Source organism: Luteimonas sp. J29, assembly GCF_000472505.1.
Taxonomy (GTDB): Bacteria; Pseudomonadota; Gammaproteobacteria; order Xanthomonadales; family Xanthomonadaceae; genus Luteimonas.
The window spans coordinates 167375-189927 of the sequence record NZ_AWZR01000002.1; the positions used below are offsets into that span (position 1 = coordinate 167375).

Annotated in this window: 21 protein-coding genes and 1 pseudogene; 11 read left to right on the forward strand and 11 right to left on the reverse strand. The window is 73.8% G+C overall.

Features of this window, described 5'->3' with window-relative positions:
* Positions 1-37: 37 nt before the first annotated feature.
* From LUTJ29_RS0103610 to LUTJ29_RS0103640, 7 genes are read right to left on the reverse strand one after another with little or no spacing between them, the layout of a single operon-like run.
* On the reverse strand, positions 38-1240 hold the full coding sequence (locus LUTJ29_RS0103610; protein ID WP_027071354.1) for a Xaa-Pro peptidase family protein: 1203 nt from the start codon (positions 1238-1240) through the stop codon (positions 38-40).
* Entirely contained in the window at positions 1237-2823 is a 1587-nt protein-coding gene (locus LUTJ29_RS0103615; protein WP_232221152.1) for an aldehyde dehydrogenase family protein, read from the reverse strand. The genes LUTJ29_RS0103610 and LUTJ29_RS0103615 overlap by 4 nt, the downstream gene beginning before the upstream one ends.
* An 11-nt stretch (positions 2824-2834) precedes the next feature.
* Entirely contained in the window at positions 2835-3734 is a 900-nt protein-coding gene (locus LUTJ29_RS0103620) for a dihydrodipicolinate synthase family protein (RefSeq protein WP_027071356.1), read from the reverse strand.
* 1 nt (position 3735) lies between these two features.
* Complete coding sequence (locus LUTJ29_RS0103625) at positions 3736-5037, reverse strand: FAD/NAD(P)-binding oxidoreductase (RefSeq protein ID WP_027071357.1); 1302 nt, start codon at positions 5035-5037, stop codon at positions 3736-3738.
* Positions 5030-5275 carry a 2Fe-2S iron-sulfur cluster-binding protein gene (locus LUTJ29_RS18800; RefSeq protein WP_027071358.1) on the reverse strand — a complete coding sequence of 82 codons (246 nt, stop codon included), beginning with the start codon at positions 5273-5275 and terminating at the stop codon, positions 5030-5032. Before LUTJ29_RS18800 ends, LUTJ29_RS0103625 begins: the two co-directional genes overlap by 8 nt.
* Positions 5272-6378 carry an FAD-dependent oxidoreductase gene (locus tag LUTJ29_RS0103635; protein WP_027071359.1) on the reverse strand — a complete coding sequence of 369 codons (1107 nt, stop codon included), beginning with the start codon at positions 6376-6378 and terminating at the stop codon, positions 5272-5274. The genes LUTJ29_RS18800 and LUTJ29_RS0103635 overlap by 4 nt, the downstream gene beginning before the upstream one ends.
* A 5-nt stretch (positions 6379-6383) precedes the next feature.
* Positions 6384-7328 carry a proline racemase family protein gene (locus tag LUTJ29_RS0103640; RefSeq protein ID WP_027071360.1) on the reverse strand — a complete coding sequence of 315 codons (945 nt, stop codon included), beginning with the start codon at positions 7326-7328 and terminating at the stop codon, positions 6384-6386.
* 187 nt (positions 7329-7515) lie between these two features.
* Between LUTJ29_RS0103640 and LUTJ29_RS0103645 the strand changes: the two genes are divergently transcribed.
* From LUTJ29_RS0103645 to LUTJ29_RS16005, 6 genes and pseudogenes are all read left to right on the forward strand, one after another.
* Positions 7516-8205, forward strand: a complete 690-nt coding sequence (locus LUTJ29_RS0103645; protein ID WP_027071361.1) for an AraC family transcriptional regulator — start codon at positions 7516-7518, stop codon at positions 8203-8205.
* 123 nt (positions 8206-8328) lie between these two features.
* Positions 8329-9494, forward strand: a pseudogene (ftsY, locus tag LUTJ29_RS0103650) (signal recognition particle-docking protein FtsY); the annotation flags it as partial.
* Positions 9491-10747 carry a hypothetical protein gene (locus LUTJ29_RS0103655; RefSeq protein WP_027071363.1) on the forward strand — a complete coding sequence of 419 codons (1257 nt, stop codon included), beginning with the start codon at positions 9491-9493 and terminating at the stop codon, positions 10745-10747. The pseudogene ftsY and the gene LUTJ29_RS0103655, both read left to right, overlap by 4 nt.
* On the forward strand, positions 10744-11814 hold the full coding sequence (gene mutY / locus LUTJ29_RS0103660) for an A/G-specific adenine glycosylase (RefSeq protein WP_027071364.1): 1071 nt from the start codon (positions 10744-10746) through the stop codon (positions 11812-11814). The genes LUTJ29_RS0103655 and mutY overlap by 4 nt, the downstream gene beginning before the upstream one ends.
* A gap of 65 nt (positions 11815-11879) precedes the next feature.
* The gene (locus LUTJ29_RS0103665) at positions 11880-12161 is read left to right on the forward strand and encodes an oxidative damage protection protein (RefSeq protein ID WP_027071365.1); all 282 of its coding nucleotides are present in this window, start codon (positions 11880-11882) and stop codon (positions 12159-12161) included.
* A gap of 23 nt (positions 12162-12184) precedes the next feature.
* Entirely contained in the window at positions 12185-13582 is a 1398-nt protein-coding gene (locus LUTJ29_RS16005; RefSeq protein ID WP_043740324.1) for an FAD/NAD(P)-binding protein, read from the forward strand.
* Here the strand turns inward: LUTJ29_RS16005 and LUTJ29_RS18595 are convergent.
* A complete protein-coding gene (locus LUTJ29_RS18595) occupies positions 13579-13788 on the reverse strand; it encodes a hypothetical protein (protein ID WP_027071366.1) in 210 nt (69 codons plus the stop codon). The genes LUTJ29_RS16005 and LUTJ29_RS18595 overlap by 4 nt on opposite strands.
* Before the next feature lie 366 nt (positions 13789-14154).
* On the opposite strand from LUTJ29_RS18595, the gene modA reads away from it, so the two are divergent.
* Genes modA through LUTJ29_RS0103700 form a run of 5 tightly spaced genes read left to right on the forward strand, consistent with a single transcriptional unit; the run spans position 14155 to position 17221 of the window.
* Positions 14155-14910 (forward strand): molybdate ABC transporter substrate-binding protein, encoded by a 756-nt coding sequence (modA, locus tag LUTJ29_RS0103680; protein WP_232221153.1) that lies wholly within the window; start codon positions 14155-14157, stop codon positions 14908-14910.
* 7 nt (positions 14911-14917) lie between these two features.
* The gene (modB, locus tag LUTJ29_RS0103685; RefSeq protein ID WP_043740326.1) at positions 14918-15607 is read left to right on the forward strand and encodes a molybdate ABC transporter permease subunit; all 690 of its coding nucleotides are present in this window, start codon (positions 14918-14920) and stop codon (positions 15605-15607) included.
* Positions 15607-16227, forward strand: a complete 621-nt coding sequence (locus tag LUTJ29_RS0103690; RefSeq protein ID WP_027071369.1) for an ATP-binding cassette domain-containing protein — start codon at positions 15607-15609, stop codon at positions 16225-16227. Before modB ends, LUTJ29_RS0103690 begins: the two co-directional genes overlap by 1 nt.
* A 60-nt stretch (positions 16228-16287) precedes the next feature.
* On the forward strand, positions 16288-16845 hold the full coding sequence (locus LUTJ29_RS0103695) for a flavin reductase family protein (protein ID WP_027071370.1): 558 nt from the start codon (positions 16288-16290) through the stop codon (positions 16843-16845).
* 58 nt (positions 16846-16903) lie between these two features.
* The gene (locus LUTJ29_RS0103700) at positions 16904-17221 is read left to right on the forward strand and encodes a BolA family protein (RefSeq protein ID WP_027071371.1); all 318 of its coding nucleotides are present in this window, start codon (positions 16904-16906) and stop codon (positions 17219-17221) included.
* Between the two features lie 140 nt (positions 17222-17361).
* Here LUTJ29_RS0103700 and tkt read toward each other — a convergent pair whose 3' ends face one another.
* From tkt to LUTJ29_RS0103715, 3 genes are all read right to left on the reverse strand, one after another.
* Complete coding sequence (gene tkt / locus LUTJ29_RS0103705; RefSeq protein WP_027071372.1) at positions 17362-19350, reverse strand: transketolase; 1989 nt, start codon at positions 19348-19350, stop codon at positions 17362-17364.
* A gap of 130 nt (positions 19351-19480) precedes the next feature.
* The gene (locus LUTJ29_RS0103710; protein WP_043740328.1) at positions 19481-20779 is read right to left on the reverse strand and encodes a dicarboxylate/amino acid:cation symporter; all 1299 of its coding nucleotides are present in this window, start codon (positions 20777-20779) and stop codon (positions 19481-19483) included.
* A 106-nt stretch (positions 20780-20885) separates the two neighbouring features.
* Complete coding sequence (locus LUTJ29_RS0103715) at positions 20886-22544, reverse strand: BatD family protein (RefSeq protein ID WP_051322670.1); 1659 nt, start codon at positions 22542-22544, stop codon at positions 20886-20888.
* Positions 22545-22553: the final 9 nt, after the last annotated feature.

Genomic DNA, 22553 nt, shown 5'->3' on the forward strand with positions numbered 1-22553 from the left:
ATGGGAGGTTCGGCGCGACGTCCATGCCGTCGGGGTGTCATGCGAAAGGCCGGTCGATCGCCGGCGACGGGGGCGTGAACCAGCGCGCGCCATCCGCGGTGACGTGGAAGTGGTCTTCCAGGCGCACGCCGAACCGGCCCGGGACCACGATCATCGGTTCGTTGCTGGCGCACATGCCCGGCTCCAGCGCGCTGCGGTTGCCGCGCACCAGGTAGGGCGCCTCGTGGATCGCCAGGCCGCAACCGTGGCCGGTGCGGTGCGGCAGTCCCGGCAGCCGATAGTCCGGCCCGAGGCCGGCGGCCTCGAGCACGCGGCGCGCCGCGGCATCCACGTCCTCGCAGGCCACGCCCGGGCGCACCGCGGCGAACGCGGCGGCCTGCGCCGCGTGTTCGAGATCCCAGATCCGCTTCTGCTCGTCGCTGGCCCTGCCGAACACCCAGGTGCGGGTGATGTCGGCGTGGTAGCCCTGGACCGTGCAGCCGGTGTCGATCAGCACCAGGTCGCCCTCGCGCAGGTGCTGCACGCCGGGGATGCCGTGCGGGTACGCGGTGGCGTGGCCGAACTGGACGATGCAGAAGGTCGACCCGTCGTCGGCGCCGAGCGCGCGGTGCGCCTGGTCGATGAAGCGCACCAGCTCGTCGGTGCCGATACCTTCGCGGGCGATGCCGGCCGCCAGGCGTTGGACCTGGAGGGTCATGTCGCAGGCCTGCTGCATCAGCGCCAGCTCCGCCGGGGACTTGCGCGCGCGGCAGCCGTCGATGATGGCGGCCGCATCCACGATCGCGGACGCGTCCAGGTGCGCGCGCAGGCCGGTGTGCACGGCGAAGGCCGCGGCCGGGTCCAGCGCCAGGCTGCGCGCACCCCGCTCCGCCATCGCCTGCGCGACCAGGGCATGGGGGTCCTCGTGCTCCTCCCACAGCCGCTTGCCGGCCGGCACCCGCAGCACCGCATCGAGCGAGCCTTCCTCGAACGCCGGGCACACCAGCAGCGGATCGCCGCTGGCCGTCAGCAACATCGCCACCAGGCGCTCGCTGGCGCCCCAGGGCACGCCGGCGAAGTAGCGCAGCGACGCGCCGGCGCCGACCAGCAGCGCGTCCACGCCCTGCGCGCGCATCAGCGCCCGCGCGCGCTCGATGCGCGCCTGGTACTCGTCGCCGGAAATCGGCGGCGCGGGCTGCGCCCACGGACGCAGACCCGCCAGCGCGGACTCCCGGTCGAGGTGGCCGATCTGCGCGCTCACCCCTGCGCCCCGATGGCCTCGCGGCTCCACTGGCCGTCGACCAGGCGCCAGGCGCCGGTCGGGTTGGCGTCGCGCAGCAGCGGCGGCAGCAGCCGGTCGGGCACGTTGTCGTAGCTGTGCAGGCCGGCGAAGCGCCGGATCGCGCCGGGCATGCCCACCGAGGTGAAGCCCGGATGGCTGGTCGCCGGGTACGGGCCGCCGTGGTTCATCGCCGGGCTGACCGCCACGCCGGTCGGCATCCGGTTCGCGATCAGCCGCCCCACCCGCGTGCGCAGCAGCGGGACCAGCGCCGCGGCCGCGGCGTCGTCGCTGCCGTCGCCGGTCAGGTAGAGGGTCGCGGTGAGGTTGCCCTCGAACGCGCGGGCGATGGCCTGCGACTGCGCCGCGCCGTCGCTGCGCACGACCAGGCTCACTGGTCCGAATGCCTCGGTCTGCAGCGCGGCCGGGTTGGCCAGGAACGCCGCGCCGTCGACCTGCAGCAACTTGGGTTGCACCCAGTAGCCCGCGCGGTCCGGATCCTCGCCGCCGGCGACGCGGGACGCGCCCGCGGCCAGCAGCGCGTCGACCGCTTGGGCCAGGTGGCGCTTGCCGTCGGCCGAGAACAGCACCTGCGCCGGGGCGGCGTCGAAGCGCGCCGCCGCGGCGGCGAGGAAGGCGTCGCCGGCGTCGCCGCGCGGCAGCACGATCACGCCGGGGTTGGTGCAGAACTGCCCGCTGCCCATGGTGCAGGACGCGAAGAACTCCTGCGCCAGCGCGTCGCCGCGTTCGGCCAGCGCGCCGTCGAGCAGGAACACCGGGTTGATGCTGGACATCTCCGCGTAGAACGGCACGCCCGCGGCATCGGCCTGGGCCTTGAGCGCCAGCCCGCCGGCACGCCCGCCGGTGAAGCCGACCCCGCCGATGCCCGCATGCCCCACCAGCAGGCCGCTGCACGCCGGATCGACCCGGTACAGCAGCTGGATCGCGGCGGCGGGCAGGCCGGCGGCGAGCAGCGCGGCATGGGCGATGCGGCCCAGCTTCTCGCTGGTGCCCGGGTGCAGCGGGTGCACCTTGGCGATCACCGGGTTGCGTGCGGCGATCGCCGAGGCGAAATCGCTGCCCGCGATCGCGTTGAATGCGAACGGGAAGTTGTTCGGGCCGAACACCGTGACCGGCTTGCCGAGCGGGCCGAACGCCGCCCGCAGCCCGGTGGCGGTGTCGACCACCGGATGCGCCCAGCTCCACTCGCGCACCGCGCGCGCGGCCTGGCGCAGCTGGCCGGTGGTGCGCGGCAGCTCCACCTCGCGCAGGCGCGGCGAGGCCGGCAGCCCGGTTTCGGCATGCGCCAGCGCCACCAGCGCCTCGGCCTCGGCCTCGATCCCGGCGGCATAGCCGTCGAGGAAGGCGGCGATCCGTTCGGGGTCGGCGGCGGAGAATTCCTCCGCCACCGCCATCGCGGCCGCCACGGCCTCCCCGACCTCACGGCGGCCGCTGACCGGATAGGCCGGACCGATCGCTTCGCCGGTGGCCGGGTCGTGCGCGCGCAGTTCGCCAGCCGGTTCGACCGGATCGCGCCACGTCCCGCCCACCAGTACCTGCTGCAGTCCGGCCACCGTCACAGCTCCGGGCGGGTCTTGATCGCCTGCTCGATCACGCGCACCGCGTGCTCGCGCTCGGCGCCTTCCAGCACCAGGCGCGGCGCGCGCACCCGCTCGCTGCCCCAGCCCACCATCTGCTGGGTCAGCTTGATCGCCTGCACGAACTTGGGAATCGTGTCCAGGCGCAGGGTCGGCAGGAACCAGTCGTACAGTTCCTTGACCGCGGCGTAGCCGCCGTCGCGGGCGCGCTCGAACAGCACCACCGACTCGCGCGGGAAGGCGTTGACCTGGCCCGCGATCCAGCCGGTCACGCCCATCGCCAGGCCCTCGACGATGGCGTCGTCGATGCCGGTCATCAGCACCAGCCGGTCGCCGCACAGCGCCTGGATGGCGGCCAGGCGGCGGATGTCGCCGGAGGACTCCTTGACCGCTTCGACCTGCGGGAACTCGTCGGCGAGCGCCACGATCTGCTCCGCGGTGAAGTCGGTCTTGTAGGCGATCGGGTTGTTGTACAGCAGGATCGGCAGCTTCGTCGCCCCGGCCACCGCGGCGAAATGCGCGCGGGTCTCGTGCCAGTCGGTGGAGTACGCGTACGCCGGCAGCACCATCAGGCCGCGCGCGCCTTCGCCTTCGCAGGCCTGCGCCAGCTTCACCGCCTCGCCGGTCGACAGCGAGCCGATGCCCGGGATCACGGGCACGTCGCCCAGCGCCTTCACGAGGGTGCGCACCACGGCCACCTTCTCGTCGAACGACAGCGTCGCGCTCTCGCCCAGCGAACCCAGCGGCACCACGCCGATGCAGCCCGCTTCCACCTGCCACTGCGCATGCCTGGCGAGAAAGGCGTGGTCGACCTGGCCGTCCTCGGTGAAGGGGGTGGTGATCGCGGGAATCACGCCCTGCCACATGCTCTTGCTCATTTCACAACTCCTGGGATTGGCCCGATGGAAGGGCGTCGCCGAATCCGGCGAGGACCTCCAGCGGAACGGGAAAGATCGGGGGACGGAATCCGCCCCTGGCGGCGCCGCCCAGCTCGGCCAGCGCGCTGCCGCAGATGCGGCCCTGGCAGGGCCCCATGCCGCAGCGGGTCATCAGCCTGGCCTCGCGGCCGGGGGCATAGGCCGCGAGCGCGGACATCGGCACGTCTTCGCAGCGGCAGACGATGGTGTCCGGCCCGGCGAGCGCATGCAGCGCCGGGTCGAGCGCGAAGCGGGTTCGCAGCCGCGCCGCGAAACCGCGCGCGCGCCTGCGCCTGGCGTGCAGCCGGGCGGCCGCGTTCCCGTGCCCGGTGGCGGCATGGCCGGCGATCCCGCCCTCGACCAGGGCGCAGTCCACGCCGCCGATGCCGCAGGCCTCGCCGGCGGCGAACACGCCGGGCACGCTGGTGCACTGCCATTGGTCGACGCGCACGTGCGCGTGCGCGCCGTCGAACTCGAGCTCGCAGCCGAGCATGTGCGCCAGCTCGATGTTCGGCACCAGGCCGAAGCCGCAGGCGAGCTGGTCGCAGTCCACGGTCACGGCCCGACCGTCCACGCTCAGTTCGACGGCGCGCAGCACGTCGCCGCCCAGCGCACGCAGCACGTCGCTGCCGGTCCGGTACGGGACGTTCCACAGCGCGGCGCGCAGGCGCGCCGCCTGCGCCAGCTTGCCGGGCCATCGCCACAGCCCGGCCGCGAAGCCGGCCACGGCCCGGGACGAGGCCTGCTCGTGGATGCCCAGGACCTGCGCGCCGTGCCGCCTGAGGGTGGCCGCGGCGGCCAGCAGCAGCGGACCGCTCCCGGCCACGACCACGCGCCGGTTGCGCATCGGCCAGCCCTGCTTGGCCAGCGCCTGGGCGCCACCGGCGCCGGTCACGCCCGGCAGGGTCCAGCCGGGGAACGGCAGCAGTAGTTCGCGCGCCCCCGTGGCCAGCACGAGCGCGCCGTAGTCGATGCAGGCCGCTTCCTGACCCCTGCGCACGAACAGCCGGTGGCCGGAATGCCCCACCACCTCCGACTGCAGCAACAGGCCGACGCCCATCCGCGCCAGGCGCGCGCGCAGCGCACGCGCCGGGCCGGGCGCGCCATGGCGGACGTCCTGGCGCCAGACCTGTCCGCCGGGCGCCGGCTGCGGATCGACGACCAGCACTCGCGCGCCATGGGACGCGGCGGCGCGCGCAGCCGACAGTCCGGCGGGCCCGGCGCCGACGATGGCCACGTCGCAACCGTGCACGCGCTCAGCCACGGGTACGCACCTCCATGCCCTCGGCCACCGGCAGCAGGCAGGTGCGCTGTTGCGCGCGACCGTCCACCGTGGCCCTGCATTCGAAGCACACGCCCATGCCGCACAGCGCGGTGCGGCGCTGGCCGGACACCGATGCGCGCGCGGTGGCTCCGGCATGCGCGATCGCCGCGGCGACGCTGCTGCCGGCCACGACCTCGACCTCATGGCCGTCCACGCGCAGGCGGACCATGGCGGTCAGCGCGCCCATGCCGCCACCCGCGCCGGATCGTAGGGGGAAGGATCGATGCCGGGCGCGCGCCCGGCCAGCAGGTCGAGCAGCAGCCGCGCCGTGCCCGGCGCGGTGGTCACGCCCAGGCCCTCGTGCCCGGTCGCGACCCAGCAGCCTTCGCGCCCGGGCACCGCACCGATGTAGGGACGACCGTCGCCGGTGCACGGGCGCAGGCCGGTCCACACCCGGGTCGCCTGCAGCGCACGCAGCGCCGGCAGGTAGCGGAAGGCGCGTTCGAGCATGCGCGCGAGCACCGGCGGGTTGACCTCCGGGCCGCTGGCGTCGCGCTCGCGCGAGGAGCCGATCAGCAGCTGCCCGGTCGCGCGCGGCTGCACGTTGAAGGCGACGCTGGTGTCGGCGTCGCCGTGCGCGCTGTCGGCGTAGCCCAGTTCCAGCACCTGGTGGCGGACGAGGTCCGGATGGCGGTCGGTGACCACCAGGTGGCCGCGACGCACGTGCATCGGCAGCTCGGGCAGCAGTTGCGCGCTGGCATGCCCGGCGGCCACCAGCACCTGGCCGCGCAGCACGCTGCCGTCGTCGAGCTGGACGCCGCCATCGACCAGTCGCGACGCGCGCCGCTCCAGCACGGTCGCGCCCGCGGCGCGGCAGCGCGCCATCAGCCAGTCGACCGCACGCGGCGGGTACAGCACGCCCTCGCCAAGCACCAGCATGCCGCCGGCCAACCCGGGCGCGAGCATCGGCTCGAGTTCGCGCAACCGCGCGGCGTCGACCGCCTCGGCGTGGACCCCCGCGGCCTGCAGGCGCGCGATCTTGTCCGGCACCGCGTCCATCTCCCGCTCGTCCGCGGCGACCCAGAGCGTCCCGCAGCGGCGGTACTCGCACTCCCCCAGGCCTTCGAACGCGTCCCAGCACCGGATCGAGTAGCGGCTCAGGGCCAGTTCGGCAGGATCGTCGTCCATCGCCACCAGGTGGCCCATCGAGGCGGCCGTGATTCCGCCGCCGGCGATGCCGGGCTCGACGATCGCCACCCGGTGGCCGTCGGCCAGCGCGCGCTCGGCGCAGCTCGCGCCGATGATCCCGGCGCCGATGACGATGAGGTCGTGGCCGGCCATTGCGTTCACAGCGTCCCGCGGATCCCCCAGGCGAACGGATCGTCCGCCTCGATGAGGATTTCGGCGCTGCCGGTGATCCACGCCTGGCCGGTGATGCGCGGCAGCACCCCTCGCCCGCCGTTGCGGTAGGTGCCCTCGAACACGCTGCCGAGGATGCCCTGCTGGACCCAGGTCTCGCCCTCGGCCAGCTTGCCGTCCGCGGCCAGGCAGGCCAGCTTCGCGCTGGTGCCGGTGCCGCACGGGGAGCGGTCGTAGGCCCCGCCGGGACACATCACGAAGTTGCGCGACTGGCCGCTGCCGTCCGGCGCCGGGCGGCTGATCTCGACGTGGTCGATCGCGCCGCCGTCGTCGCCGGTGATCCCCGCGGCTTCGAGCGCGCGCAGCACCGCGATGGTGTAGCGGGCCAGTTCCTCGCGATAGTCGAAGTCCAGCGGCGCGGGGGAATGCCCGGTGATGAAGAACCAGTTGCCGCCCCAGGCCACGTCGCCCGCGATCGTGCCGTAGCCGGGCACCTCGACTTCGACCGCCGCGGCCGCACGGTAGCTTTCGACGTTGTCGATCGTGACCCGCCCGTCGGCGTGCAGTTCGACCCCGACCACGCCCACCGGCGTCTCGATCCGGTGCCTGCCCGGGCCGATGCGGCCCAGGTGGGCGAGCGTGCGGGTCAGGCCGATGGTGCCGTGGCCGCACATGCCAAGGAAGCCGACGTTGTTGAAGAAGATCACGCCCGCGCAGCAGTCCGGGTCCGCCGGTTCCTGCAGCAGCGCGCCGACCATGGTGTCCGAGCCGCGCGGTTCGCAGGCGACGGCGCTGCGCCACCGGTCGAAGTCGGCGCGGAACCGGGCACGACGCTCGGCCAGCGTGCCTGCGCCCAGGTCCGGGAATCCGGACAGCACGACACGGGTCGGTTCGCCGGCGGTATGGGAGTCGATGACGGAGATCCTGTGCATGGCCCATTCTCGGCCAGCGGTCGCGGCGCCCGCTAGCACGACCTCCCCGCGTCTGATGTTGAAATATGCATAATGCGGACAGCGGCGGCTCCCCCCTCGCCGCCGTATTGCAGGAGCCATGGCCGTTCACCCGCAAGAGCGCGTGACGCAACGCAGCACAAATGCGGCAACGCCGGCGGACACGCCGCTGCCGCCGTCCGAGCTGCAGGCGATCTTCGACGCGCTGCCCGACGTGGTGTTCTTCATCAAGGACCGCGAGGGCCGCTACACCCACGTCAACCTCACCCTGGTGCGCCGGCTCGGCGCCCGCCACCGCGAGGACCTGGTCGGCAAGACCGCCGACCAGGTGTTCCCCAGCCGCCTGGGCGGCAGCTACATGGCCCAGGACCGGCGCGTGCTTGCGGGCGAGACGATCGAGAACCAGCTCGAGCTGCACCTGTACGCGAACCGCACCGCCGGCTGGTGCCTCACGTTCAAGCGCCCGCTGCGCGACGGCGAGCGCGTCACCGGCCTGGTGGGCATCTCCCGCGACCTCGACGCCCCGGACCGCCAGCATTCCTCGTTCGCCCGCCTGCAGCGCGCGCTCGACCACATGCAGGCGAACTACAACACGCCGCTGCGGGTGCAGACACTCGCCGACATCGCCGAGGTGTCCGTGGCCCAGCTCGAACGCCTGTTCAAGCGCGTGTTCCAGCTCACCCCGCAGCAGCTGCTCACCAAGCTGCGGATCGAGGAAGCGATGCGCCTGCTGCACACCGACACCCGGATCGCCGAGATCGGCCAGGCCTGCGGCTTCTCCGACCAGAGCGCGTTCGCCCGCCAGTTCAAGGCCACCGTGGGCATGGCGCCGCGCGATTACCGGGCCATCGCGCGCTGAACCGGGCCGGCGCGCGGCGGCCGGCACGGCCGGCCGGCCACGACCCCGGTGGTAGCATGTCCGCCCCCCCTGAGCCCCACCGGCCGTTCCGCCCGATGATCCGACTGTTTGGCCGCAAGAAGCCCGCCACGCCGACCGGCCAGCAGGGCGAGTCCGGCGAACGCAAGGCCGGCTTCAGCGCCGAGGAACTGGCCGCGGCCTTCCCCGGCGCCAGCGCATCGGAGCCGCGCGCGGACGCCGGGCCGGACGCGCCCGCGCCCGACCTGCCGGAATCGACGACCGCCCCGGCCGGGATGCCCGCGCCGGCACCCGCACCCGCCGCCGGGGAGCCATCCGCCGCCGACGACGCCGGGCTTCCGCCCGCCCCGGCCGGGAAAACCGGCTGGCGCGAGCGCCTGCGCGGCAGCGCCTTCGCCCGCAGCGTGGGCAGCCTGTTCTCGCGCAACCCGCGCCTGGACGACGACCTGCTCGACGAGATCGAAACCGTACTGCTCACCGCCGACGTCGGCGTCGCGGCCAGTACCGAACTGGTGGAGCGCCTGCGCACCCGGATGAAGGCGCGCGAGTTCGCCGACGCCGGCGCCCTGCTCGAGGCGCTGCGCGCCGAGCTGGTGGCGATGCTCGAACCCGTGGCGCAGCCGCTCGGGATCGACGCGGCGGCCAAGCCGTTCGTGATCCTCACCGTCGGCGTCAACGGCGTCGGCAAGACCACCACCATCGGCAAGCTCGCGCGCCGCTTCAAGGACGAGGGCCGTTCGCTGATGCTGGCCGCGGGCGATACCTTCCGCGCCGCCGCCGTCGCGCAGCTCCAGGCCTGGGGCGAACGCAACGGCGTGACCGTGGTTGCCCAGGGCCAGGACGCCGACCCGGCCTCGGTCGCGTTCGACGCGCTGCAGGCCGCGCGCTCGCGCGGCACCGACGTGTTGATCGCCGACACCGCCGGGCGCCTGCACACCCAGCACGGGCTGATGGCCGAGCTGGGCAAGATCCGGCGCGTGCTCGGCAAGCTCGATCCGTCCGCGCCGCACGAGGTGCTGATGGTGATCGACGGCACCACCGGCCAGAACGCACTGGCGCAGCTGCGCCAGTTCCACGCCGCGGTCAACGTCACCGGCCTGGTGGTGACCAAGCTCGACGGCACCGCCAAGGGCGGCGTGGTGTTCGCGCTGGCGCGCGAGTTCGGGATCCCGATCCGCTTCGCCGGCATCGGCGAACGCCCCGAGGACCTGCGCGTGTTCGATGCCCGCGCGTTCGTGGACGCGCTGCTGCCCGAACGCCTGGGCGGGTGAACGCCGCGCGCGACCAGGCCGTGCCGCCACGCGCGCGCCGGCGCGGGGCGCGCATCGCGGCATGGACGGGCCTGGTGGTGCCGGCGCTGGCGGCGCTCGCATGGCTTGCGCTGCATTCGGCGCCCGCCGCGTCCCTGCTGCTCGCGCGCATCGGCGCCGCGACCGGGCTGGAGATCCGGGCGCACGGCGGCGCGTCGCTTCGCCTGGGTGCAACTCCGGGCATCGAGGCCCGCGATCTCGAGATCCGCGCACCGGGTGCCGCGCACGCATGGCTGCAGGCGCGGCGCGTGGTGGTCACCGCACCGTGGCGCACGCTGCGCGGACTGGGCGATCCGCTCGAGCTCACCCGGGTCGAACTCGACGCCCCGCGGATCGACCTGCCCGCGCTGCGCGCCTGGCTCGCCTCGAGGCCGTCCGGCACTGGCCGGCTGCCCGTGATCACGGCAGGCGTGCGGGCCACGGCGGGAAGGATCGATGGCGGCGCCTGGCGGATCGAATCCCTGCGCGTGTCCGTGCCGCGACTGGACCCTGAAGCACCGCTGCGCGCCCGTGCAGCCGGGCGATACGCAAGCGACGCGCTGCGCGCGCCGTTCTCGCTCGCGACCACGCTGCAACGCCCGGCCAGCGGCCGCGGCTTCGGTCTCGCCGGCGCGATCGCGCCCGACACGGACAAGTGGCGTTTGGCGGCCTGGGTGACGCTGTCGGGGGCACTGCACTGGACGCCTTCGCTGCAACTGCTTCCCATGCGCCTTGGCGCGACGGGACGCATCGCGACCGCCACCAGCGACGACCGGTTCACGCTGGGCGCGCATGGACCGCTGCGCGTGCGGGATGGCGCGTGGACCCTGTTGCCGGCGCGCATCGTGCTGCGCGGCGATGGCCTCGTTCCGTGGCTCGACGCAGGTGGGCGAGCCGCGCTCGGCCAAAGGCTCGTGTTCCAGCTCGACGGGCGCCTCGCGCGCTGGCCCGACGCCTGGCCCGCGCTGCCGCCACCGCTCGACGATCGCGGGGCGCCGCTGGCGCTCGGACTCGACTACCGCGGCAGGCGCGACCTGTCCTCGCCGCTGGCGCTGCGTGCCTCGCGCGACGGCGCGCGCTTCGACGGCCGACTCGACGTGCCCGCGCTGCTGGACTGGAACGCACGGCGCGATTCGCCGCTGCCGCCGCTGCAGGGACGGCTGGAAGCCGACGCGCTGGAGATCGCCGGCGCCCGCCTGCGTGACGTCGTGGTCGATTTCGGGGACGCGCAGTGAACCGCGCCGACACGTTCGCCAGCCGCCTGCTGCGCTGGTTCGACCAGTCGGGCCGCCACGACCTGCCCTGGCAGCATCCGCGCACGCCCTACCGGGTGTGGCTGTCGGAGATCATGCTGCAGCAGACCCAGGTGCGCGTGGTCGTGCCCTACTTCGAGCGCTTCGTCGCCGCATTGCCCGACGTGCGCGCGCTCGCAGGCGCCGAGCTCGACGAGGTGCTCGCGCTGTGGTCGGGCCTGGGCTACTACGCCCGCGCCCGCAACCTGCACGCGGCGGCCAGGCTGTGCGTCGAGCGCCACGGCGGCGACCTGCCGCGCGACTTCGACGCGCTGGTGGCGCTGCCAGGCATCGGCCGCAGCACCGCGGGCGCGATCCTGTCGCAGGCCTGGGGCGACCGGGTCGCGATCCTCGACGGCAACGTCAAGCGCGTGCTGTGCCGCGTGCATGCGATCGACGGCTGGCCGGGCACGCCGGCGGTGGAGAAACGGCTGTGGGCCCTGGCCGAGGCGCAGCTCGACGGCGTGCCCGACGGGCGCATGGCCGACTACACCCAGGCGCAGATGGACTTCGGCGCCACGCTGTGCACCCGCCACGAGCCGGCCTGCGTGCTGTGCCCGCTGCAGGACGCCTGCCTCGCGCTACGCCAGGGCCGGGTGCAGGAACTGCCCACGCCGCGCCCGGGCAAGCCGCTGCCCGAGCGCCGCGCCCTGGTGCTGCTGCTGCGCGACGCGCAGGGCCGCGTGCTGCTGCAGCGACGTCCCGCGACCGGCATCTGGGCCGCCTTGTGGTCGCTGCCCGAGCATCCCGGCCACGCCGAGGCGCGCGCCTGGTTCGACCGTCACGTCCGCGGCGACTTCGACGCGGCCACCCCGCTCGACCCGGTCCCGCACGCCTTCACCCACTACCGCCTGGAGCTGCAGCCGCTGGCCTGGGAGGGCGTGGCGCTGCGGGCCGCGGTCCGCGAGGGCGACCTGCGCTGGGTGGCCGCCGGCGAACTGGGCGCGCTGGGCATCCCGGCCCCGGTCCGGGCCCTGCTCCGGGCCCGGCTGGAAGCCGCCGCCGGCTGACGCGGGCCGGGCAGCGGCGCCGGCGGCCTCCTACAATGTCCGCTCCCGAACTGCCGCGAGTCGCCATGGCCAGGACCGTCTTCTGCCAGTACGAGCAGCGCGAAACCGAGGGGCTCGACTTCGTGCCGTGGCCGGGCGAGCTCGGCAAGCGCGTGTTCGAGCACATCGGCAAGGCCGGATGGGCGGCCTGGCTGGCGCACCAGACGATGCTGATCAACGAGAACCGGCTCTCGCCGCTGGATCCGAAGCACCGCGCCTTCCTCGAGGAGGAGATGCGCAAGTTCCTGTTCGGCGGCGGCGCCGACAAGCCCGCGGGCTACGTCCCGCCGGACGACGGCGCGCCCTGACGCATGCCCGCCAGGCCATCGGCATGACTGCGCGCGCGCCCCCGGCCGGCGACGGCTTCGACGCGGTGGTGGTCGGCGGCGGCGCCGCCGGCGTGCTGGTCGCGATCCGCCTGCTCTCCGGGGACGGCCCGCCGCCGAAGGTGGCGATCGCCGAACCCGCGATGCGCCTGGGCGAAGGCGCCGCGTACTCCACCCGCTATCCGTTCCACCTGCTCAACGTGCCCGCCGGTCGCATGAGCGCGATCGCCGGGCAGCCGGACCACTTCCTCGACTTCCTCGAGCGCCGCCACGGCGGCCCGCGCGAACGCATCGCCGGCAGCTTCGTCGCACGCGGCGAGTATGCGCGCTACCTGCGGGCCACGCTCGATGCGCTGCCGGCGCGCGATGCGCTGGTGCACGTGCGCGCCAGCGCCACCGGCATCGAGCGCGACGGCGACGGCTGGCGGGTCGCCCTGTCGACCTCGCAGTCGCTGCGGGCGCGGGCCGTGGTCCTGGCCATCGGCAACGCGCCGCGGCCGCTGCCGCGGTTCCTGCTGCACCCGGGCGTGCGCGTGGCCGAAGCCTGGGACTACGACGCGGTGGCGGCGATTCCCGCCGATGCCGACGTGTGCATCCTGGGCACCGGCCTGAGCATGGTCGACGCAGCGCTGGTGCTGGGCCGCGCGGGACGGCGCGGGCGCATCCTGGCGCTGTCGCGCCACGGGCTGGCGCCGCTGTCGCATGCCGCCGGCCACCCGCCCGATCCCGCCCCGCCCGACCCGTGGCTGGCGCTCGGCGTGCGTGCGCGCCTGCGCCTGCTGCGCCGCCTGGTCGCCGCACGCGCGGCCAAGGGCGAGCCCTGGCAGTGGACCCTCGAACGGCTGCGCCCGCATGGCCAGGCGCTGTGGCGCTCGCTCGATCCGGACCAGCAGCGCCGCTTCCTGCGCCACGCGGTGCGCTACTGGGACATCCACCGCCACCGGATCGCACCCGAGGTCGCCGCCGCGATCGCGACCATGCGCGACGAAGGCCGGCTCGAACTGGTGGCCGGGCGCCTGCGCGCGGTGACTGCGCACCCCGAGGGCGGCAGCTGCATCCATTTCCGGCCGCGGCGGCAGCAGCGCGAGCACATGCGTCGCGCCGACTGGATCGTCAACGCCAGCGGCGTGGAAACGGGCATCGAGCTGCGCCCCGGGGCGCTGCTGCAGGCCATGCGCGAACGCGGCCTGGTCCTGCCCGGGCGGCACGGGCTGGGGCTGGCCTGCAGCGCGGACGGCATCGTGCTCGACGCCCGCGCACGGCCGCAGCCGGGGCTGTACGTGATCGGCGCGCTGCGCCTGGGCGAGCTGTGGGAAACGATCGCCGTGCCCGAACTGCGCGAGCAGGCGCGGGAGATCGCGGAGGCGATCCACCCCGGTCGGGCCGGCGCCAGCGCCGGCTAGCCGCAGGTCCCGACGATCACCGGCCCCGAACCGGACACGGGCACCTGCACGCCGGTGGGGCAGCCGGTCTGCACGTAGCGGCGCGTGGCCAGCATGTAGGCCTGCTCGATCGCCTGGAACTTGGTCACGAACACCTGGCAGGCGTCGCCGCTGCGCACCAGCCAGCCGTCGCCCACGGCTTCGATCTCGATCAGTTCGCGCGACATCGCGGGACCCAGGGAGAAGTCAGGCGCCCCGGCGCGGCCCGCGGCATCCTGGCATCGCGGTCCGGCATCCCTGCAGCAGCGTCCTGTTGCTCGTCCGCTGCCGGGGCCATCACAGGGTCGTCGTGACCGGGTTCCGCCGCCATCGGCGTCCGCCGCACCGACCTGTAGGGAAAATCCGACCCCGGCGACCGTGACGGCCTTGCCTCCGGCGGGGTCCGGCCCGCTATAGTCGGGTTGCCCCCGCCCCGATCCCCCATGCCGAGCCCACCCAGCCCCCCGCCTTCCCGGAGTTCCGCCCCCGTGCCTGGCCGCCGGGCCGTGGCCGCCCTGCGACGGCGGCTGCGCGGGCTCGCGGCCGCCACCGCGCTGCTGCTCGCCGCCTGCGGCGGCGGCGAGCGCCCGGCCCCGGGGCCCGAGGGTCCGCCGCCGCTGGTGGTGTTCGCCGCGGCCAGCCTCACCGAATCGATGGAGGCCGCCGCCCGCGCCTACACCGCCCGCAGCGGCCAGGCCGTGCAGGTGTCCTTCGCCGGCAGCCCGGCGCTGGCGCGCCAGATCGCGCAGCAGGCGCCGGCCGACGTCTTCGTCTCCGCCGACACCGACTGGATGGACTGGCTCCAGCAGCGCGGCCTGGTCGATCCGGCCAGCCGCTCCGGGCTGCTGGGCAATGCCCTGGTGCTGGTGGCACACGTCGACGATCCCGCGCCGGAGGTCGCGCTCGCGCCGGGGGTCGACCTGTCGCCGCTGCTGGGCGACGACGGCAGGCTCGCGGTCGCGCTGACCGCGAGCGTGCCCGCGGGCAAGCACGCCAGGGCGGCGCTCGAGTCCCTGGGCGCATGGCCGTCGGTGCAGCCGCGGCTGGCGGAGACCGAGAACGTGCGCGCCGCGCTGCTCCTGGTCGCGCGTGGCGAGGCGCCGCTGGGCGTGGTCTACGCCACCGACGCGAAGGCGGAGCCGCGGGTGCGGGTGCTGGGGACTTTCCCCCCGGACAGCCATCCGGAGATCGTGTATCCGGTCGCCAGGGTCGCGGCCAGCAGGCATCCGATGGCCGGCGACTTCGTCCAGTGGCTGGGTTCGCCCGAGGCCGCGGCGATCTTCCTCGACCACGGCTTCGTCCTGCGCTGAGGCCCGCATGCTGTTCACGCCCGAGGAGACCACGGCGATCGCGCTGAGCCTGAAGGTGGCGGTGGCCGCCTCCCTGGCCAGCCTGCCGCTGGGCATTGCCACCGCCTGGGTCCTGGCGCGGGTGGACTTCGTCGGCAAGTCCCTGCTCGACGCGCTGGTGCACCTGCCGCTGGTGCTGCCGCCTGTGGTCGTCGGCTATGCGCTGCTGGTGACCTTCGGCCACGGCGGCGCGGCCGGGCGCTTCCTGTCCGAACACCTCGGGATCAGCTTCGCCTTCCGCTGGACCGGCGCGGCGCTGGCCAGCGCGATCATGGGTTTCCCGCTGCTGGTGCGCGCGATCCGGCTGGCGATCGAATCGGTCGACCGGCGCCTGGAACAGGCCGCGGCGACCCTGGGCGCGAATCCGCTGCGGGTGTTCTTCACCGTCACCCTGCCGCTGTCGTGGCCCGGGATCGTGGCCGGCACCGTGCTCGCCTTCGCCAAGGCCCTGGGCGAGTTCGGCGCCACCATCACCTTCGTCTCCAGCATTCCGGGGCAGACGCGCACGCTCTCGTCCGAGATCTACGGGCTGATGCAGGCGCCCGGCGGCGAATCGGGGATCTGGCGCCTGGCCGTGGTCGCGGTCGTGATCTCGCTGGCCGCGCTGCTGGCCTCGGAGTGGCTGGTGCGACGCCAGCGACGCGGGGAGCGGGACTGATGCTGGACATCGACATCCGCCTGCGCCGCGGCCGCTTCGAACGCGACGTGCGCATCGTCGAGGACGCGCGCGTGCTCGCCCTGGCTGGACCGTCGGGCGCGGGCAAGACCTCGGTGCTGAACGCGATCGCGGGCCTGGTGCGGCCGGTATCGGGGCGCATCGTGATCGACGGCCGCACCCTGTTCGACAGCGCCGCCGGCATCGACGTGCCCACCCACCGGCGCCGCATCGGCTACGTGTTCCAGGACGCGCGCCTGTTCCCGCACCGCGACGTGCGCGGCAACCTGCGCTACGGTCGCCACGGCGCGCGCCGCGGGCCGGAGACCTTCAGCCTCGAGGCGGTGGTCGAGCTGCTGGGCATTGGCGCCCTGCTCGACCGGCGCCCGGCCAACCTCTCCGGCGGCGAGGCCCAGCGGGTGGCGATCGGGCGCGCGCTGCTGTCGCAGCCGGCGATCCTGCTGTTCGACGAACCGCTGTCGGCGCTCGACCAGGCGCGGCGGGAAGAACTGATCCCGTGGCTGCAGAAGGTGCGCGACGAGGTGCGCCTGCCGATGGTCTACGTCAGCCACACCCAGGACGACGTGCGCCGCATCGCGGAAGCGGTGCACGTGCTGGACTGAGCGCCGCGCGGCCCGCCGCATCCGCGCGGCCCGACACCCACGCCACTGCCGGAGCCTGCCATGGCCACGATCCGCAAGCGCGACCTGCCGGTCGACGCGTCCCGCCGGTTCCTCGAGCCCGGCCCGGTGCTGCTGCTGTGCAGCGCCCACGGCGACCAGCGCGCCATCATGACCCTGGGCTGGCACATGATGCTCGGCTACGACCTCGTCGGCACCTGCGTCTGGGAGGACAACCACAGCCACGCGCTGGCCCGGCGCAGCCGCGAGTGCACGCTCAACGTGCCCGGCGTGGACCTGCTCGACGCGGTGGTCGGCATCGGCAACTGCTCCAGCCGCGAGGTGGACAAGTTCCGCCGCTTCGGGCTGACGCCGACCCGCTCGCGCGAGGTGTCGGCGCCCGGGATCGGCCAGTGCCACGCGATCCTCGAATGCCGCCTGCACGAGGCCCGGATCACCTGCGACTACCCGCTGTTCGTCTGGCGCGTGCTGCGGCTGCGCGCGGCGGTGTCGCCCGCGCTGCCGCGCACCGCGCACTACCGCGGCGGCGGCCGGTTCATGGTGTCGGGCGGGGAAGTCTCGCGGCGGCGCCTGTTCCGCCCCGACATGCTGGACGGGTAGCGCCCGCGGCCGCCCGCCTTCGCCTGGCCGCAAGGACCGCGGTGCTAACATCGGCCCCATGCAAGCCAGGATCGACCGCATCCGCGCCGCCCTCGCAGCGCTCTCGCCCACGCACCTGGAGGTGCGCGACGAGAGCCACATGCACAGCCGCGGCCTGGAAACGCATTACAAGGTGGCGATCGCCGGCGGGGCGTTCGCCGGCAAGGGCCGCGTACAGCGCCACCAGCTGGTGTACCGCGCGCTCGGCCCGCTGATGCAGGAGATCCACGCCCTCGCGCTGCACACCTATACGCCCGAGGAATGGGCCGCGCAGGGCGCCGCGCCCGACTCGCCGGCCTGCCGCGGCGGCAGCAGGCACGACCGCGCCACGCACTGACGCGGCGCGCGGGTGGACGCGATGATCCCGCCCGTCGTCGACGAACGCGGCGAGCACCCGCGCCTGGCCGGTGCCTGCAACGCGACAGGGGCGCCGAAGCGCCCCTGCCCTTGCGATGCACCGGTGGTGCAGACGACGCGTCAGAGCGCCTTCGCCGCGGCCACCACCGCATCGACCGTGATGCCGAAGTGCCGGTACAGGTCGCCCGCCGGGGCGCTGGCGCCGAAGGTGTCGATGCCGACCACCGCGCCGTCCAGGCCCACGTACTGGCGCCAGAAGCCGGTGACGCCGGCTTCCACCGCCACGCGCCTGCGGACCGCCGACGGCAGCACCGACTCGCGGTAGGCCGCGTCCTGGCGGTCGAACACCGTGGTCGAGGGCATCGACACCACCCGCACGTGGTCGCCGAGCTGTTCGGCCGCCGCGGTCGCCAGTTCGACCTCCGAACCGGTTGCGATCAGGATGATCTCCGGCGTGCCCTTCGAATCCTTCAGCACGTAGCCGCCGCGCGCGATGTCGCGCACCTGCTGTTCGCTGCGCGGCTGGTGCTGCAGGTTCTGGCGCGAGAACACCAGGCACGACGGGCCGTCGCGGCGCTCGATCGCCGCCTTCCACGCCACCGCCGATTCGACCGCGTCGCACGGGCGCCACACGTCGTTGTTCGGGATGTAGCGCAGCGAGGCCAGGTGCTCGACCGGCTGGTGGGTCGGGCCGTCCTCGCCCAGGCCGATCGAGTCGTGGGTGTAGACGTGGATCGCGTGCGCGCGCATCAGCGCGCTCATGCGCACCGCGTTGCGCGCGTAGTCGCTGAACACCAGGAACGTGGCGTCGTAGGGGATGAAGCCGCCGTGCAGCGCCAGCGCGTTGGCGATCGCGGTCATGCCGAACTCGCGCACGCCGTAGTTGACGTAGTTGGCGTCGGGCGAACCGCTGGTCACCGGCTGGCTGCCCTTCCACACCGTCAGGTTGGAATGGGCCAGGTCGGCCGAGCCGCCGATCAGCTCGGGCAGCAGCGGCGCGAACGCCTCGATCGCCATCTGCGAGGCCTTGCGCGAGGCCACCACCGGGCCTTCGGACTGCAGCCGCGCGATGTAGGCGTCGGCGGCGGCGGAGAATCCCTCGGGCAGTTCACCGCGCAGGCGGCGCTGCAGCTCGGCGGCCTCCTGCGGGAACTGCGCGGCGTAGCGCTCGAACAGCGCATTCCACTCCGCCTCGCGCGCGGCGCCCCTGGCGTTGGCGCGCCAGGCCTCGGCGATCGCCGCCGGCACCTCGAACGGGCCATGCTCCCAGCCCAGCGCCTTGCGCGTGGCCTCGACCTCGTCCTTGCCCAGTGGTGCGCCGTGCGAGGACTCCTTGCCGGCCTTGGCCGGCGAGCCGAAGCCGATCGTGGTCCGGCAGCAGACCAGCACCGGCTTGTCGTCGTTGCGCAGCGCGGTCTCGATCGCGGTGCGCACCTCCTCCGGGTCGTGGCCGTTGACGCCACGGATCACGCGCCAGCCATAGGCCTCGAACCGCGCGGGCGTGTCGTCGGTGAACCAGCCGTGCACCTCGCCGTCGATCGAGATGCCGTTGTCGTCCCAGAACGCGACCAGCTTGCCCAGGCCCCAGGTGCCGGCGATCGAGGCGGCCTCGTGCGAGATGCCCTCCATCAGGCAGCCGTCGCCGAGGAACACCCAGGTGCGGTGGTCGATGACGTCGAAGCCCGGACGGTTGTAGCGCTGCGCCAGCAGCTTCTCGGCGAGCGCGAAACCGACCGCGTTGGCGAAGCCCTGGCCGAGCGGGCCGGTGGTGGTCTCCACGCCCGGGGTCATGAAGTTCTCGGGATGGCCCGGGGTCTTCGACTCGAGCTGGCGGAAGCGCTTGAGCTCCTCGATCGGCACGTCGTAGCCGCTCAGGTGCAGCAGCGCGTACTGCAGCATCGAGCCGTGACCGTTGGAGAGCACGAAGCGGTCGCGGTTGGGCCACCTGGGGTTGTCCGGGCTGTGGCGCAGGAAGTCGTTCCACAGCACCTCGGCGATGTCGGCCATGCCCATGGGCATGCCGGGGTGGCCGGACTTGGCGGCTTCCACGGCGTCGATGGCGAGGAAGCGGATGGCGTTGGCGAGGTCTCTGCGGCTTGGCTTCGTCATGTCGGGCGGATGCGAGTGGGGATGGCCCTCGAACCGGGGCGGCCCGCATTGTCCCATGTCCCGCCGGTCAAGTCGCGGCCGCGCCGTGCTTGCGGCGGCAACCGATACCGTTGAAACCGAGGCCGCGCGGCTAGGCCGGGCCGGCGGCGGCAGGCGCGCCGGGCGCGTCGGGTTCGTCCGGCTCCCCGGCCGCCACCAGTGCGGCAATGCCCAGGTCGCCAGCCACGTTGACCGTGGTCCGGCACATGTCGAGGAAGTGGTTCACGCCCAGCACCAGGCCGATGCCCTCCGGCGGCACGCCGACCATCGCGCAGATCAGGGCCACGACCGGCAGCGAGCCCGACGGGACGCCCGCGGTGCCGATGCCGCCCAGGATGCACACCAGCATCACCATGAACTGCTGGCCGAGCGTCAGGTCGACGTTGAAGAACTGGGCCAGGAAGATCACCGTCACGCCTTCGAACAGGGCCGTGCCGTTCTGGTTGGCGGTCGCGCCGATGGTGAGCACGAAGCGCGACACCTTCTTCGGCAGCTTCAGCTCCTCGTCGGCCACCTTCAGCGCAGTCGGCAGGGTGGCGTTGCTCGACGCGGTCGAGAACGCCATGAGCATCGCCTCCTGCACGCCCTTGAAGAACGCCTTCGGCGAGCGGCGCCCGACCAGCTTCAGCGCAAGCGAATAGGTGACCACCATGTGGATCGCTAGCGCGCCGACCACCACCAGCACGAACATGCCCAGCTTGACCAGCAGGTCCCAGCCGAACAGCACGGCCAGGTTGAACATGAAGCAGAACACCGCGTAGGGCGCGAGCCGGATCACCAGCCCGATCAGGGTCATGGAGATCTCGAACAGGCCCTCGATGCCGCGCTTGAGCACTTCGGTCTGCGGGCTGCGGGTGAGCACCAGCCCGACGCCGAACATCAGCGCGAAGAACATCAGCGCCAGGATGTTGGCATTGTTGGAAGCCGCGCCCACCACGTTCTGCGGCACGATCGACAGCAGCATCTCCAGCCCGGTCGGCTGGCTGGTGCTGTCGCGCACGATCGCCTGGGTGCGCTCGGCGCCCTCGGCGAGCAACTGCCGGGCGAGCTCGGGATCGACGCCGGCACCGGGCTTGAACAGGTTGACCAGCACCAGCCCCAGCAGCACCGCGATCCCCGACAGCACCACGGTCCAGGCCAGGGTGCGCCAGCCGATGCGGCCGAGCGCGGTGATGTCGCCCATCTCCGACACGCCGACCACCAGCGCCGAGAACAGCAGCGGCACGATCAGCATGAAGATCAGGCTCAGGAACAGCTGCGAGAACGGCGTGGTCGCGTAGTGCGTGAACGCCTGCACCCACGCGGTGTCGTTGCCCACCCCGTAATGCACGACCAGCCCGAGCAGGAGGCCGGCGAAGAAGCCGATGGCGATCTTCCAGTGCAGGGGCATGCGGGCCCCGGTCCTCGGTTCACTCACGGGCAAGGTTCCGGCTGAAACAAGCGTGGCAGCTTAGCAAACCCCGCCGGCAGGCCGCGTCCGGTCCGTTGCGTGCGCGTCATGGCCCCCGTTCCGGGTACAGCGGCGGCAGCAGCGCGGCAACCGGATCGGACTTGCCGCGATCGCGCCAGCGCGGCCCGGACGCGAACGCCTCGCGCAGCGCCTGGCGGGCCTGCGCCATGTCGCCTTCGTTCCACCGCGCTTCCTGCAGCCGCGCGATGGCGGCGCGCTGGGCCTCGTCGTCGAACATGCGCGACAGCGCATCCAGGCCCGCCGCACGGGGCGAGGCGAGCCCGAGGAGCGCAGCCTCTACTTCGCCCGGATCGCCGGTCATGAGCACCTGCATCAGTTCGCGCACGGTGGTTGCGGGCGCATGGGCCGCATCGTCCGCCGTCACCGCGCTGCGCGCGGCGGCCACGCGCGCCCTGGCGCCAAGGCGGCGTTCGCGCAGCACCCATGCAAGCGTGCACACCCAGAGCAGCGCGAAGCCGATCGCCAGCCACCGCCACGGTCCGGCCGCCCGCGCCGCGCCGTCGCCACGGCCGGCCTCGAACGCGGCCTGCGCCGCATCGTCGGCGATCGCCGCGACGGCGCCGGGGCGGACATCGAACGCCAGGTCGGGCAAGGTGGCGGTGCGCTCCACGCCCGAGCGCACGTCCCACCATCCCTGGCGCAGCCCTGGCATGTGCAGCGAGCCGGCGCGCGCCGGGACGATGGCGAAGCGGCGGGTCACCCGCGTGCGCGGGCGGCCGCGCTCGAACACCTCGTCCACCTGCGGCGGTTCGGGGAACACCTGCGCGCCGTCGACCGGCGGCAGCCGCAACTCCGGCAGCTGGCTGGCGGCGGCGCCGTCGGCCACCAGTTCGACATCGAGGCTCGCCGCCTCGCCTGCCTGCAGGTCCTGCGGCGCGGCGAGGTAGCGCAGCTCCATCGAATGCAGCGGCAACCAGGGCTGCGGCGCGCCATCGGGGACCGGGCGCACCTGCAGCTGCTGCGCCGGCCCCGTGGCGCGCAGGGGGCGCCGGCCGCCACCGAACATGTCGTCGAAGAAGCCGCCCACGCCGGTGCCTTCGAAGCGCGCGCCGGGGATCACCAGGGTGCCGCTGCGTTCGGGAACGACCAGGAACCGGCGCTCGACCACGGTGTAGCGCTGGCCGGCGAGTTCCCGGCTGTACTGCAGGTCGCTACCCACGCGGTGGACGGCGGCGCCGTCGGGCACCGGCTGGTCGAGCTGTCCGGACACCAGCGGCGTGGCGTAGTACAGGCGCAGGGTGTAGCCGACCGATTGCTGCACCCACGGCGCGTTGCTGTCGGCCTCGGCCTCGATGAAGACCGGTTCGCCGGCGCGCGCGGGCGCGGGCGCGGCGGGCGCCACGGTCAGTCCCAGCGGCGCCGTGGCCTCGTTGCCCACGCGCAGCGCCGGCACGGTGAGCACGCCCTCGCGCCGCGGCTGGAGCGCGACCGTGAACAGCACGCGCGGCCGCTGCCCGCCGCCGGCCGCCTGCGCGGTCGAGCGGTGGCTGCCGTGCCCGCTGAGGGCGAAGTCCCGTTCCAGCGCCAGCAGGTCCGGCATCGGCGCATCGGCCTGGTCGGTCTCGATGTGGAGCGTGGTGGTTTCGCCGACGCCGATCCGGTCGCGGTCGAGCCACGCGCGCGTGGCTGCGTGTGCCGGGACCAGCATCGACACGGCCAGGAGCAGCGCGAACAGTCGCAGCATGGCCCGGGA

Excerpts from the sequence above, each read along its gene's own strand:
- LUTJ29_RS0103620 (WP_027071356.1), bottom strand. The coding sequence starts at position 3,734 with ATGAGCAAGAGCATGTGGCAGGGCGTGATTCCCGCGATCACCACCCCC.
- LUTJ29_RS0103635 (WP_027071359.1), bottom strand. The coding sequence starts at position 6,378 with ATGGCCGGCCACGACCTCATCGTCATCGGCGCCGGGATCATCGGCGCG.
- LUTJ29_RS0103640 (WP_027071360.1), bottom strand. The coding sequence starts at position 7,328 with ATGCACAGGATCTCCGTCATCGACTCCCATACCGCCGGCGAACCGACC.
- LUTJ29_RS0103665 (WP_027071365.1), top strand. The coding sequence starts at position 11,880 with ATGGCCAGGACCGTCTTCTGCCAGTACGAGCAGCGCGAAACCGAGGGG.
- LUTJ29_RS16005 (WP_043740324.1), top strand. The coding sequence starts at position 12,185 with ATGACTGCGCGCGCGCCCCCGGCCGGCGACGGCTTCGACGCGGTGGTG.
- LUTJ29_RS18595 (WP_027071366.1), bottom strand. The coding sequence starts at position 13,788 with ATGTCGCGCGAACTGATCGAGATCGAAGCCGTGGGCGACGGCTGGCTG.
- modB (WP_043740326.1), top strand. The coding sequence starts at position 14,918 with ATGCTGTTCACGCCCGAGGAGACCACGGCGATCGCGCTGAGCCTGAAG.
- LUTJ29_RS0103690 (WP_027071369.1), top strand. The coding sequence starts at position 15,607 with ATGCTGGACATCGACATCCGCCTGCGCCGCGGCCGCTTCGAACGCGAC.
- LUTJ29_RS0103695 (WP_027071370.1), top strand. The coding sequence starts at position 16,288 with ATGGCCACGATCCGCAAGCGCGACCTGCCGGTCGACGCGTCCCGCCGG.
- LUTJ29_RS0103700 (WP_027071371.1), top strand. The coding sequence starts at position 16,904 with ATGCAAGCCAGGATCGACCGCATCCGCGCCGCCCTCGCAGCGCTCTCG.
- tkt (WP_027071372.1), bottom strand. The coding sequence starts at position 19,350 with ATGACGAAGCCAAGCCGCAGAGACCTCGCCAACGCCATCCGCTTCCTC.
- LUTJ29_RS0103710 (WP_043740328.1), bottom strand. The coding sequence starts at position 20,779 with ATGCCCCTGCACTGGAAGATCGCCATCGGCTTCTTCGCCGGCCTCCTG.
- LUTJ29_RS0103715 (WP_051322670.1), bottom strand. The coding sequence starts at position 22,544 with ATGCTGCGACTGTTCGCGCTGCTCCTGGCCGTGTCGATGCTGGTCCCG.